Source organism: Nonomuraea mesophila (assembly GCF_004352805.1).
Taxonomy (GTDB): domain Bacteria; phylum Actinomycetota; class Actinomycetes; order Streptosporangiales; family Streptosporangiaceae; genus Nonomuraea; species Nonomuraea longispora.
Map to the genome: position 1 here is coordinate 1 of NZ_SMLD01000217.1, position 14,160 is coordinate 14,160.

At 71.1% G+C, this 14,160-nt stretch carries 7 protein-coding genes; 5 read left to right on the forward strand and 2 right to left on the reverse strand.

The genetic code is table 11. The annotated features are described in order from the left end of the window. Nucleotides 1–517 (reverse strand): RNA-guided endonuclease InsQ/TnpB family protein (locus tag E1295_RS43095; protein WP_166427693.1); only part of this gene is annotated, 517 nt, incomplete at its 3' end. A 181-nt stretch (nt 518–698) separates the two neighbouring features. On the opposite strand from E1295_RS43095, the gene E1295_RS43100 reads away from it, so the two are divergent. From E1295_RS43100 to E1295_RS43120, 5 genes are all read left to right on the forward strand, one after another. Continuing rightward, entirely contained in the window at nt 699–1,406 is a 708-nt protein-coding gene (locus tag E1295_RS43100) for an alpha/beta hydrolase (protein ID WP_132640326.1), read from the forward strand. Between the two features lie 251 nt (nt 1,407–1,657). Continuing rightward, entirely contained in the window at nt 1,658–4,864 is a 3,207-nt protein-coding gene (locus E1295_RS43105; protein ID WP_246081080.1) for a LamG-like jellyroll fold domain-containing protein, read from the forward strand. Between the two features lie 229 nt (nt 4,865–5,093). Next, nucleotides 5,094–11,186, forward strand: coding sequence for an RHS repeat-associated core domain-containing protein (locus E1295_RS52090; protein WP_166427694.1), 6,093 nt, complete (start codon nt 5,094–5,096; stop codon nt 11,184–11,186). 140 nt (nt 11,187–11,326) lie between these two features. Beyond that, nucleotides 11,327–12,091, forward strand: coding sequence for an SDR family NAD(P)-dependent oxidoreductase (locus E1295_RS43115; protein WP_132640332.1), 765 nt, complete (start codon nt 11,327–11,329; stop codon nt 12,089–12,091). Nucleotides 12,092–12,216: 125 nt separating this feature from the next. Then, nucleotides 12,217–12,999, forward strand: a complete 783-nt coding sequence (locus E1295_RS43120) for an alpha/beta fold hydrolase (RefSeq protein ID WP_166427695.1) — start codon at nt 12,217–12,219, stop codon at nt 12,997–12,999. Between the two features lie 74 nt (nt 13,000–13,073). Here E1295_RS43120 and E1295_RS43125 read toward each other — a convergent pair. Further along, nucleotides 13,074–14,160, reverse strand: a 1,087-nt coding sequence (locus tag E1295_RS43125) for an AI-2E family transporter (protein WP_132640334.1), incomplete at its 5' end; no start/stop codon positions are given.

A 14,160-nucleotide genomic window follows, 5' to 3' on the forward strand; every position in this document is an offset into this window, starting at 1 on the left:
GGACCACGAACCAGCGGGAGCCCTCGCGCGTGACGCTGATCGTCTTCACCTGGCCGCGCACGGGCCGGTGCCGGTGGACGCGGACGTGCCCGACCCCCTGGAGCCGCACGTAGGTGGCGGTCGGGTGGCCGGGCTGGGATTCCCACCGGCAGCCGTCGCCGTCCTTCGGCCATTCCACCGTGTCGAACCGGCCACGCCCCTTGAACCGCGGGAAGCCCGGCGCGCGACCCGCGCGGACCCGCTTGAAGAACGCGGCGAACGCCTTGTCGAGCCGTCGCAGGGTGGCCTGCTGGGAGGAGAACGACCAACGCGCCTGCCCATCCGGGTCGTCGGCGCGGATGTGTTTCAGCTCGGCCGACTGCTCGCCGTACCGGACGCTCACCCCCGCCCTGGCGTAGGCGGTGCGGCGGTGTTCCAGAGCGGCGTTGTAGAGCTGGCGGTGGTCCTCCAGGCACGCCGCCAGCGCCGCCGCCTGCCGGGCCGTGGGGCGCAGCAGGAATGTGAACGACCTGCGCACACCCCACCTCCCATCACGTTCGGTAACGACATCACCACGATATCGGCTGGCGCCGACAAAACCCAGGAAGGACATCCGTGATGCGCAGATGTGACAGGTCAGGGCACGCTCGGGCCTTGACGGCCCTCCCGCTCCCGATTCTCCGGTCGTCTCAAGGCGACGGTCCCCTCGGGAGGATCTGATGGAGGAGATTCGCGCGGCGACCGTGCTGCCCGCCCGGCGAGAGCCCATCGAGTTGCACACCGGCGACGGCCTGACCCTGGTCGGCGAGCTGGCTCTGCCCCCCGACCGGCCCCCCGTGGCCACGCTGGTCACGCTGCATCCGCTGCCCACTCACGGTGGGTTCATGGACAGCCACGTCTTCAAGAAGGCCGCCAACCGGCTGCCCGGCCTCGCCGACCTGGCGGTGCTGCGCTTCAACACCCGCGGCACCTCGTCGGAGCGCGGCACCTCCGGGGGCACGTTCGACGGGGGCCAGGGTGAGCGGTTCGACGTGGCCGCCGCCCTCGAATACGCCGAGTTCCACGATCTGCCGCACGTGTGGGTGGTCGGCTGGTCGTTCGGCACCGAGCTGACGTTGAAGTGGGCGCACGATCCCCTGGTGGAGGGCGCGATCCTGCTCTCGCCGCCGCTGCACAGGGCCACGGACGACGACCTGGACGCCTGGGCGGGGTTCGGCCGGCCGCTGGTCGCCCTGGTGCCGGAGTTCGACGACTACCTGCGGCCCGAGGAGGCGCGTGAGCGGTTCGCCCGGGTGCCGCAGGCCGAGGTCGTCGGGGTCGATGGGGCCAAGCATCTGTGGGTGGGGGAGCCGTACGTGCGCGTCGCCCTGAACGAGATCGTCAAGCGGGTGCATCCGGCGGCCTGGCCGCTGCCCACGGAGGTCTGAGACCGCCGTTGGCGGATACCTCCATGTGTGCAAGATCACTGAAGGTTTTTTTGAGCAGAATGAGCAGAACTATGGACCAACCGAATCAACCGGGGTGAGAATCCGAATCATCAACCGAAGATCGTGGAGACGCCGGGCGCTTCTGTCCCGCGCGTAACCCCTGCTCAGGAGTGGGCGAGGAACGTATGCGGGTGATGCGTGGAGTGGCCGCGGCGGCGTTATCGGCGGCGATCTTAGTGGTTCCGCAGGGGGTGTCCGCGCAGCAGCAACCGCAGCGGACGGCCGGGCCTGCGAACGTCCGGGCGGAGGTCCCGGCGGAGACCGAGGGGGCCGCGCTGGTGATGGCCCGGCGGTCGGGCAGGCCGGTCGAGGTCGAATCGATGCGCAGCGAGACCCGCCAGGTGTTCGCCCAGCCCGACGGCAGGCTCACCATGGAGATGCACGTCCGGCCCGTACGCGTGCGCAAGGGCGACCGCTGGGTCCCCGTCGACACGACGCTGCGCGTGCGTCCTGACGGCGCCGTCGAGCCGGTCGCCACGGCGGTCGGCATGACGTTCTCCGGCGGAGGCAGCGGCCCGCTGGCGGCCATGTCCCGCGGAGACAAGTCCATGCGGCTGGGGTGGACGGGCCCGCTGCCCGAGCCGACGCTGCAGGGCGACACCGCCACCTACCCCGAGGTCATGCCGGGCGTGGACCTCCAGGTCACCGCGGACGTGGACGGGTTCTCCCACCTCCTGGTGGTCAGGTCCCGGGCCGCCGCGGCCGGGCTGACCGAGCTGAACTTCCCGCTGTCGGTCTCGGGCCTGTCGGTGAAGGCCGACAAGGCGGGCAACCTGGAGGCGGTCGACGACAACGACGGCACGATCTTCGTCGCGCCCACCCCGAAGATGTGGGACTCCGAGGGCATCAGGAGCCCGCAGGCGCTCAAGGAGGGCCGCTCGCCCGAGGCGCGGGAGGCGACGATGGACGTGCGGCTGGCGGGCGGCCGGCTGCGGCTCAGGCCCGACAGGGACATGCTGATGGACCCGGGGACCCAGTTCCCCGTCTACCTCGACCCGTACTTCTCCGCCGCCCGCAACGCCTGGACGGCCGTCTGGAGCAACTGGCCCAACTCCAACTACCTCAACTCCAGCGACGTCGCCAGGGTGGGCCACGTCAACTCGCAGAAGAACCGCACGTTCTTCCAGATGAACACCGGCTCGGCCATCCACGGCAAGCAGATCGTCAAGGCCACGCTGCGCACGTACGAGACGTGGTCGTACTCGTGCAACGCCCGCAAGGTCGAGGCGTGGGCGACCAACCGCATCAGCAAGAGCACCACCTGGAACAAGCAGCCCGCGTGGGTCACCAAGCTCGACACGAAGAACGTCGCCAAGGGGTGGGGATCGAACTGCCTGCCCGGCGGGGTCGAGTTCGACGTGACTCCGCAGGTGGTCAACGCCGCCGCCAAGAACTGGCCCAACGTCACCATCGGCCTGCGGGCGACCAGCGAGACCGACCAGTACGCCTGGAAGAAGTTCAGGAACAACCCGAGCCTGGTCATCGAGTACAACTCGCCGCCCGCTGCCCCGGTGGCCGCGGACCTGTGGTCGGACCCGGGCGGTGCGTGCGCCTCCGGCGACGACCGCCCGGTGATCGGCACCGACACGCCCAAGTTGTGGGCCAAGCTGACGGACGCCGACAACTCGGTCAGGGGCCGGTTCGAGTGGTACGACGACGGCGGGGTGAAGTCGGGCGAGTTCGTCACTCCGCTGGGCTCGTCGGGCGGCGCGTTCTCCGCGACCATCCCGAACAGCCTGTTCTCCGACGGGGCACTGATCCGCTGGCGGGTGCGCGCCGAGGACGGCACGGCCACCAGCGACTGGAGCCCCTGGTGCGAGGCCACCGTGGACGCCACGGCCCCCGGCAAGGAGCCGCAGGTCTCCTCGCCCGACTACACGGAGAACGGCTGGAGCGACGGCGTGGGCCTGCCCGGTACGTTCGCGTTCGCCCCGAACGGGGTCCCCGACGTCGCCGCCTACTTGTGGGGCCTCGACACGACTGCCAAGGCGGAGACGCAGCCCGCCGCGGACGGCACGGCCTCGATCGTGCTCACGCCGCGCCACAGCGGCCCCAACGTGCTGGCGGTGCGCAGCAGGGACCGCGCCGGGCACCTCGGCCCGATCCGCACCTACGTCTTCAACGTCAACACCGGCAGGCCGCCGAGCGGGCACTGGACGATGGACGACGGCCAGGGCGCCGTGGCCGCCGACGCCACCAAGGCCCACCCCGCGACGCTGCACGGGGCCACCTGGACGTCCGGCAGGACCGGTTCGGCGCTGGCGCTGGCCGGCTCGTACGCCCAGACGTCCGGCCCCGTCGTCGACACCTCCCGCAACTTCACGGTCAGCGCCTGGGTCCGCCTGACCGGCACGGCCGGCTCCGCGACGGCCGTCACCCAGGAGGGCGGCAGGACGGGGGCGTTCGCGCTGCAGTACGCCAAGGCCGACGACCGCTGGGCGCTGAGCCTGACGGGCGCGGACGCGGACGGTACGACGGTGACCCGCGCCCTGTCGCAGGCCGCGCCCCGGCTCGGCGAGTGGACCCACCTGACCGGCGTGCACGACTCGGCGGCCGGTCAGATCTCGCTCTACGTGAACGGCAGGCTGGAGTCCACGGTCGCCGTCTCACCACCATGGAATGCCACAGGCCCTCTGACGATCGGCCGCGGAAGGGTCGGCGGGGCGGCTTCGGACCACTGGCAAGGGGACGTCGACGAGGTGCGGATCTACGCCCGCGCCATGTTCGCCGACGAGGTCGCCGATCTGGTCAACAGCGCTGCCACGCTGGTCGGCCACTGGAAGCTGGATGAGCAGTCCGGCTCGTCGGCCGCCGACTCCTCGGGCCGGGCGACCGCCGCGTCGTTGTCCGGAGCCGCCTCGTGGACGGGCGGGTGGCTGGACGGCGCGCTCGCGCTGGACGGCGTCGACGGCCATGCCCGGACGAGCGCCCCGGTCGTCAACACCAGGACGGGCTTCACCGTCGCCGCCTGGACCCAGCTCGACTACCTTCCCACCCGCCCCGCCGCGGCCGTGGCCCAGAGCGGCAGCCGCGCCGCCGGTTTCCAGCTCGGCTTCGACCAGGGGCGGTGGGCCCTCGGCATGGCCGCCGCCGACACCGACGACGCCGCCCTCGTACGCACCCGGTCGGACGCCGTTCCCGTGCCCCTGGAATGGACGCACGTGGCCGGCGTGTACGACCCCCTGGCCGGTGAGCTGCGCATCTACGTCAACGGCCGCCTGTCCACCACCACCGTGACCGACCACATCAGTGCCTGGAACGCCACCGGCCCGCTGCACCTGGGCCGGACCAGGACGGCGGGCGTCTTCACCGGCTATTGGCCGGGTGCCCTCGACGACGTCCGCACATACGACGGTGTGCTCAGCGCCGAGCAGATCGCTCAATTGGCTGCCCATTAAGTCCCCGACCCAGTAAGCCCCCCTAGCAGCACCTCACTGGGAGAGATCCATGGACCCACAGAGCGAGTTAGACCTGCCCGAATCCCGCTGGAATCGTTTTCAGGAACCCAGCGAACCGGGCAATCCAGACATCCCAGACTCCTCATGGAACAGGCTCGTCGAGCCGAAACCGGAGTCCCGCTGGCCGCGACGGCTGGCCACAGTCCTCTCGATCGTCCTCGTCCTGCCCATGGCGTACGCCATGCCCGCCCAGGCCGAACCCCGGCAGGCCCCCTCCGTGCAGAAGGAGACGCCGGTCAAGGGAGAGAAGGTCCCGGTACGTCCGCCGATGGCCGACCCGGTGCAGAAACAGGCGTGGCAGGCGCCACCGGGCGTCTCCTGGCCCAAGCCGCAGACGGCCGAGCTCGGAGGCGCGGGCGCGAAGACCCAGGCGGACGGCTTCCCGGTACGGCTGGCCGCGCGGAAGGGCGTGAACGCGGCGTCCCAGGCTTCCCCGGTGACGGTCGAGATCCTCGACACCGAGGCGACCGGCCGGCTGGGCCTGGCGCTGCGCGTCTCGCCCGGCGAGGGGGCCACGGTCAAGGCCGCCGAGGCCAAAACCCGCCTGGAGATCGACTACTCCGGCTTCCGCCACGCGTACGGCGGCGACTACGGCGCCCGGCTCCGGGTCGTCGAGCTGGCGGAGTGCGCCCTCGACGCCAAGGCCACCGGCTGCCCCCAGCCGCAGCCGGTCAAGAGCGAGAACGACACCAAGGCGGGCACGCTGACCGCCGAGGTGGCCACGGACGGCCTGTACGCCGTGACCGCCGCCGCGTCGGGCCAGTCGGGCGACCACTCCGCCACCGGCCTGTCCCCCTCGGCCAACTGGAGCGTCGGCACCCAGTCGGGCGACTTCAACTGGACGTACGACATGCGCACGCCTCCCGCGCTGGGCGGCGAGGAGCCGGACCTGTCGCTCGTCTACTCCTCGCAGAGCGTGGACGGCCGTACCGCCTCCACCAACAACCAGCCGTCCTGGGTCGGTGAGGGCTTCGAGCTGAACCCCGGCGGCTACATCGAGCGCCGCTTCAAGTCCTGCATGGTCGACGGGAAGAAGACCGGCGACCTGTGCTGGGACCAGGACAACGCCACCCTGTCGCTCGGCAACTCCTCCATGGAGCTGGTCAAGGACGCCACCACCAAGCAGTGGCGGCCCAAGCGCGACGACGGCACCAGGATCGAGCAGCTCACGGGCGCCACCAACGGCGACAACGACGGCGAGTACTGGCGCGTCACCACCGCCGACGGCACGCAGTACACGTTCGGCCTCAACCGCCTGCCCGGCTGGGCGAGCGGCAAGCCGGAGACGAAGTCGGCGCAGACGGCGCCGGTGTTCGGCAACAACAAGGGTGAGCCGTGCTACTCCAGCACCCCGGCCAACGCCTGGTGCCGGCAGGCGTACCGGTGGAACCTCGACTTCGCGGTGGACCCGCACGGCAACGCCACCACCTACTGGTACGCCCAGGAGAGCAACTACTACGGCCGCCACATGAAGCCCGAGCAGGGCACCCAGTACGTGCGCGGCGCCTACCTGACCCGCATCGACTACGGCTACCTGAAGGACGAGCTGTTCACCAGGTCGCCCGCCGCCCGCGTGGTCTTCGACGTGGCCGAGCGCTGCCTTCCCAGCGGCACGGTCACCTGCGCGGCCGACCAGCTGAAGAAGGACACCGCCAAGCACTGGCCGGACGTGCCGTTCGACCAGATCTGCAACTCGGGGCAGAAGTGCACCGACCGCTTGGCGCCGACGTTCTTCAGCCGCAAGCGGCTGGCCAAGGTCACCACGCAGATCCTCAACGGCTCCGGTCAGTACGCGGCGGTGGACTCCTGGACGCTGGCCCACCAGTTCCCCGCCACCGGCGACGGCATGAGCCCGGCGTTGTGGCTGGCCTCGATCCAGCAGACCGGCCACGTGGGCGGCACGATCACGCTGCCCAAGACCACGTTCATCGGCGTCCAGCTGCCCAACCGGGTCGACTCGGACGAGGGCCGCGCCCCGCTGGTCAAGTGGCGGGTGCAGGCCGTCAACAACGAGTCCGGCGGTGAGCTGCGCGTCCACTACTCGGCCGCCGAGTGCGAGCCCGGCAAACTGCCCGCCGCCGACAAGAACGACAAACGCTGCTATCCGCAGCGCTGGGCCCCGCCGGACGAGTCCCAGGTCACCGACTGGTTCCACAAGTACGTGGTGACGCAGACCGTCGAGACGGACCGCGTCGCGGGCTCGCCGGGCGTGGTCACGGACTACGAGTACCTCGGCGGCGCCGGCTGGCGCTACGCCGACAACAGCCTCGTCAAGCCCGAGCACCGCACGTGGGCCGACTTCCGCGGGTTCGGCCGGGTCCGGGTCCGTCAGGGCGACGGCCAGGACACCGAGCGCACGCTCACGGAGTTCCGCTACTTCCGCGGCCTGCACGGCGACAAGCAGGCCGACGGCTCCAAGCGCAGCGCGCAGGTCGAGGACACCGAGGGCGGCAAGCTCGACGACCTCGACCAGCTGGCCGGGTTCGAGCGGGAGGAGATCCTGTACGACGGCGACGGCGGGCCCATCCTGACCTCGACCGTCGAGGAGCCGTGGTCGCTGAAGACCGCCGAGTCCACGCAGGGCGGCATCACCAAGACCGCGCACATCGTCGAGGCCAAGTCCATGGTGACCCGGACCGCCCTGGGCGGGGGCAAGTGGCGGCGTACCGGAGAGGAGCGCACGTACGACGCCAAGGGCCTGCTCACGCAGGTGGAGGAGAAGGGCGACCTGGCCGCCGACGGCGACGACCAGTGTACCCGCTACACCTACGCCCGCAACGACTCGGCCTGGATGCTCGACTACACCAGCAGGATCCAGAAGGTCGCGGCGAGCTGCGACACCGCCGTGTCCACGCTTGCCGCCGAGGAGGTGATCTCCGACGAGCGGGTGCAGTACGACGGCAAGGCCTTCGGCCAGGCCCCGAGCAAGGGCGACGTGACCCAGGTGCAGCAGCTCGTGTCCGGGGACGGCAAGACGATCACCGACCGCGCGCACACCTACGACGCCTACGGCCGCGAGACCAGCGAGACGGACGCGGCCGGCACCCGATCCGTCACCACCTACGTCCCGGCCGCCGGCGCCCCCGCGACCGAGGTCCGGCAGACCAACCAGCTCGGCCACGTCGAGCGCACCCTGCTCGAACCGGCCTGGGGCGAGCCTGTCACCGAGATCGACGCCAACAACCGCCGCGTCGACATGGAGCACGACGCGCTCGGACGCCTGGTCAAGGTCTGGCAGCCCGACCGCAGCAAGGCCGCCGGGCAGTCGCCCAGCACGGAGTACTCGTACCTGATGCGCAACGACGGCCCCAGCGTCGTCACCACGAAGACGCTGCGCGCCGACGGCGGCTACACGGCCAGCCACGAGCTGTACGACGGCCTGCTGCGCGAGCGCCAGACCCAGGAGCCCGCCCCTCACGACGACCAGACGGACGACCCCGCGCTGCGTGAGGGCCGCACGATCACCGACACCTTCCACAACTCGCTCGGCGAGCAGTACAAGTCGAACACCGGTTACTTCGCCACCGGGGCACCCTCCACCGAGCTGCTCGCGGTGGCCGACGCCGACGTGCCGACCCAGATCGTGTCGACGTTCGACGGCTCCGGCGACGTGACCGCCCAGGCCCTCAAGGCGAAGGGCGTGGAGAAGTACCGGGTGAGCGCCGAGCAGGAGGGCGACAGGATCCACACGACACCGCCGCCGGGCGGCACGGCCACCACCCGCATCGGCGACGCCGAGGACCGCCTGATCGAGCTGCGCCAGTACAAGGGCGCGACCCCGACCGGCGAGTACGAGTCCACCAAGTACACCTACGACCACGCCGGCCGGCTGGCCACGGTGACCGACCCGGCCGGGAACGTGTGGCGCCACCACTACGACATGCGCGGACGGGAGATCAAGACCGAGGACCCCGACAAGGGCGTCACCACGATGACGTACAACGACGCCGACGAGGTCGTCTCGACCACCGACGCGCGCGGCAAGACGCTCTGGTACGTCTACGACGAGCTGGGCCGCAAGAAGGAACTGCGCGACGGCTCGGCGACCGGCCCGCTGCTGGCCGAGTGGAAGTACGACGGCCTGGCCAAGGGCCACCTGAACGCCACCGTCCGCTATGTGGGCGGGCAGGCGTACAAGGCGGAGATCAACGCCATCGACACCGACTACCGCACGCTGCGCCAGACGGTCACCATCCCCGAGCGGGAGGGCAAGCTGGCCGGCTCCTACCAGCTCAACACCCGCCACACGCTCGACGACCAGGTGCAGTCGGTCAGCTTCCCGGCCGCCGGCGGCCTGGAGGAGGAGTCGGTCGTCTACGGTTACGACGAGCTCGGCCAGCCGACCAAGGTCACCGGCCTGTCGACGTACGTGAACACGACCCGCTACTCGAAGCTGGGCGAGACCCTGCAGTACGAGCTGGGCTCGGGCAACAAGAAGACCTGGCTCACCTACACCCACGACGAGTCCACCCGCAGGATGACGAGCATGCGGCTGGACCGGGAGGGCGCCGCCGACACCGATCTGGACCTGCGCTACTCCTACGACGCCGTCGGCAACATCACCAAGATCGCCGAGCGGGCGGGCGGCCAGGACACGCAGTGCTTCACCTACGACCACCTGCGCCGCATGACCTCGGCGTGGACGGCCACGGACGACTGCGCCTCCGGCTCCCCGAAGTCCGGCACGATCGGCGGCGTGGCCCCGTACGCGGTCAGCTACGCCTACGACGTCACCGGCAACCGTGTCAAGGAGACCAAGCACGCCTGGGGCGGGGCGCCCGAGACCGTGCGGACCTCCACCTACCCGAAGCCGGGCGAGCAGCGGCCGCACGCGCTGCTGAGCGCCGGGTCGGACCTGTTCGAGTACGACGCCACCGGCAACACGACCAGGCGCAAGGTCGGCGGCTCCGACCAGACCCTGGTCTGGGACGCCGAGGGCAACCTGGAGTCGGTGACGGAGGCCGGCAAGACGACGTCGTTCGTCTACGACGCGGACGGCGAGCGGCTGATCCGCAGGACGCCGGTGGACGCCACGCTCTACGTCGACGACATGGAGCTGCGCTTCGACTTCGCCAAGGACGCCGTCGAGCAGACCCGCTACTACACCGTCAACGACCAGCCCATCGCGGTGCGCACGCCGGACGACCAGGTCTACTTCCTGGCCAACGACCATCAGGGCACCGCGCAGGCGGCGGTCAACGCCGGCAACGGCGACCTGGCCGTACGCAGGCAGACGCCGTTCGGGGAGGACCGGGGCTCGCCGCCGCCATGGTGGCCGGGCCAGCGCGCCTTCGTCGGCGGCACCAAGGACCCGACGACCGGGCTCATCCACCTCGGGGCCCGCGAGTACGACGCGCGCAACGGCCGGTTCCTGTCGGTCGACCCGGTCATCGACGACCTCGACCCGCAGCAGCTCAACGCCTACGCCTACGCCAACAACAGCCCCGTCACCATGAGTGACCCCGACGGTCAGCTGTTCTGGTTCGCGGCCGGCATCGGGGTCCGTCTCGCGATCCGGTGGGCGGCCAGGCGGGCGGCCCAGGCGGCCGCCAGGCGGGCGGCGCTGGCCGCGGCCAGGCGTGAGGCGGCCAGGCGGGCGGCGATCGCGGCGGCCCGGCGCCGTGCCGCGGCGCTGGCCAGGAAGAGGGCCGCCGCGGCGGCCAGGAGGAAGGCGGCCGCCGCGGCGCGCAAGCGGGCGCTGGCGGCGGCGCGCAAACGAGCGGCGGCCAAGGCCAGGAAGGCGAAGCAGGCGGCGGCGCGGCGCCGGGCCGCGGCGGCGGCGCGGAGGAAGGCGAGGAAGGAGGCCCGCGAGGCGGCGGCGAGGAGGCGTGCTGTGGCGGCCTCCAGGGCACGGAACAGGCGGGCCGGCCGGGTCCCGCGCGGCGTCCAGCGGGCGCGGTCGCGCCCGGCGAGCCGGCCGACGAGCCACCGGTCGACGCAGCGGCAGTCGCCGCCGAAGGTGAACAGGCAGCCGGCCCAGCCACGGCCGAGCCATATCTGGCGCAACGACGGCACGCAGCAGCCGACCCAGTCCTACACGGTCTACGGCAACGGCCGGATGTACCCCCAGGGCCGGCCTCCGTCGAACGCGGGCCGTCCCAGCGGAAGCGGTCAGGGTGAGAAGCAGATCTTCAAGCCGGAGAAGATCGAACCGGAGAACACCCGGACCGGCACGATCGCCGAGACGGGCGGCCGGTTCACCCGATGGATCGACCAGGGCGGCCTGGGAGACGCCCTGGACCTCTTCCTCGGCGGCTTCTGACCCGTGATCCGGTGCGAGGGCCGGCCCTTTCCCGGGGCGGGCCCTCGCATCGTTCGTACGGAATTCGTAGAATGACGTTCGGTTTCTGTGGCGTTTTCTGTGGCGTTTTCTGGGGCGATTTCCGAGGCGGAGGAGGCGGCGTGGGCGCGTTCGATCTCAGCGGCAGGCAGGCCCTGATCACCGGGGCGTCCAGGGGGATCGGGCGGGCCATCGCGCTCGCCTACGCCGAGGCCGGGGCCGACGTCGCGCTCGTGTCCCGGTCGGCCGACGCGCTGGCCGAGACCGGCAAGCAGGTCGAGGCGCTCGGCAGGCGCGCGCTCGTCGTGCCCGCCGACCTCACCGACCGCGACGCCGCCGCGGCGGCCGTGGCGGCGGCGATCGACGGCCTCGGCCATCTCGACGTCATCGTCAACAACGCGGGCGGCTCCAACTTCATGGTCGCGTTCGAGGACCTGCGGCTGAGCGGCTGGGACAAGATCATGCGGCTCAACCTCGACACCGCCATGGCCGTCTGCCACGCCGCCGCGCCGCACCTGCTGGAACGGGGTGGCGGCGCGGTCGTCAACGTGGCGTCGCTGGCGGCGCTCGGGGCGCCCCTCCTGGCTCCGTACGCGGCTGCCAAGGCCGGGCTGGTGGCGCTGACGAAGACGCTGGCCGTGGAGTGGGCGCCGGCCGGGGTGCGGGTCAACGCCCTGTGCCCGGGGTGGACGGCGACCGACCTCAACCGCAACCTCTGGGAGGACGACGCCGCCAACGCGGCCACGGTGTCGGGTGTGCCCATGCGGCGGTGGGGGACGGCGGAGGAGATGGCGCAGCCGGCGGTGTTCCTGGCGAGCGCGGCGGCGGCGTACATGACGGGGCAGGTCGTGTTCGTCGATGGGGGAGCCACCGCTGTCGCGGGGTAGGCCCGCCGGAAATATGGCCTTATAGGTGGCTCTGGGGTTTTTTAGGGGAGGCGGTCGGGGGCAATGGAGATATCGTCCTATGACATTGAGTGATTGTCGCCGTGAACCGGGTTACCGTGGGGCCCGTGCAGCTCTATAAGAGATCGGCCGGGACGGGGATCCCGGTGGTGCTGCTCCACGCGTTCCCCCTGTCGTCGGCCATGTGGCTGGCGCAGCGGGAGGGGCTGGCCAAGGTGTGCCGGGTCATCACACCTGACCTGCGGGGCTTCGGCGGTTCGCGGCTGGGCGACGACGAGCCGTCACTCGACCTGATGGCCGACGACGTCGCCAGGCTGCTCGACGACGAGGGCATCGACAGGGCGGTGGTCGGCGGGCTGTCCATGGGCGGTTACGTGACCATGGCCTTCTGCCGACGGCATCCCGATCGCGTGCTCGGCGCCATCCTCGCCGACACCAAGGCGAGCCAGGACCCGCCGGCGGCCAGGGACAACAGGGAGCGCATCGCGAGGGCCGTGGTGGCCGAAGGCAGCGAGGTGCTGGTCAGCGAGGTGCTTCCGGCGCTGATCGGGCCGACCACCAAGGAGCGGCGGGCCATGGTGTTCGGGCGGGTCAAAGGGCTGGTGCAGTCGGCTCCGCCGGGCGCCGTCGCCTGGGCGCAACGGGCGATGGCCGCACGTCCCGACTCGTTCGAGACGCTGCGTGCGCTGAAGGTGCCGCTGCTCGTCGTGGTGGGGGAGGAGGACGAACTGTCACCGCCCTCCGACGCCGAGGAGATGGCCCGCACCGTACCGGAAGGACGGCTGGAGATCATCCCGAAGGCCGGCCACCTGAGTGCGGTCGAGCAGCCGGAAGCCTTCAACGCCGCGGTGACGGAGTTTCTCAGGGCGGAGCTCGGCGGGCCCGGCTGATCGCTACCGGGAGTCCGCTCCGGGACCTGGCCCGGCGGGCGTGAGCCCTGGCTCCGCGGGCCTGAGCGCGCAGCTCAGGCCCTGGCCTGGCGGGGCAGCACCACCTCGCGGATGATCAGCGAGATCGCCGCCGCGACCGGGATGGCCAGCAGTGCGCCGACGATGCCGAGCAGCGCGCCCCCGAACAACGCGGCGATCACCGTCACGGCCGGCGTCACGTCCACCGAGCGCTTCATCACCCTCGGGTAGATGAAGTAGTTCTCGACCTGCTGGTAGAGCACGAAGAAGACCGCGCACGCGATCCCGGCGGGCACCGACTGCAGCAGCGCGACCCCGCTCACGAACACCGCGCCGATCGTGGCGCCCACCAGCGGCACCAGGTCCAGCATGGCCACCACCAGAGCGAGCGCGAGCGCGTAGTGCACGCCCGCGATCGACAGGAAGATCCAGGCCACCACGCCCGCGATGACCGAGATCAGCACGTTGCCCGCCACGTAACCGCCGATGCCGGTGAGGATCTCCTCGCTGATCGCGCGCGTACGCTGCCTGCGCGAGGCGGGCACCAGCTTGAGCAGGTAGTCCTTGATCGTGTGCAGAGAGCCGAGGAAATAGAGCATGAGCACCAGCAGCGTCACCGTGGTGAACACGCCGTTCAGCACCACCAGGCCCGCACCCATGATCCCCGTGGCCAGCGACGGCCCCAGCGTGCTCGTCACGAACGTCCGCAACTGCGGGAGAAGCTGGTAGTCGGCGTCGAGCTGGCGCAGCGTCGGATGGCTGCTCAGCTCGGTGATGTAGCCGGGCACCGCCTCGATGAACTCCGACAACTGCTTGCTCACCGGTGGCACCACGGCCAGCCCGAACAGCACGAACGCCACAATGACCCCGGTGAAGACGATCGAGATCGAGGAGCGCCTGCCCAGCCCGCGGCGCTGCAGGGCCTCCACGGCCGGGTTGAGCCCGACGGCCAGGAACATCGCCACCACGACCAGGATGATCGTGCTCATCGAGTTGACCACCATCTGGGCGATCGCGATGGCCGTCAGCACCCCCAGCCCGCCGACCAGGCCGAACAGGAACGGGCCCCGGGCCAGCGGCTTGCCCGGCAACCCGTACGGCTGCGCCCCCGCCTCCCCACCCCGCTCCTCACCCGCATCGCCG

Coding starts and splice junctions, on each gene's coding strand:
- E1295_RS43100 (WP_132640326.1), top strand. CDS start 699: ATGGAGGAGATTCGCGCGGCGACCGTGCTGCCCGCCCGGCGAGAGCCC.
- E1295_RS52090 (WP_166427694.1), top strand. CDS start 5,094: ATGGCGTACGCCATGCCCGCCCAGGCCGAACCCCGGCAGGCCCCCTCC.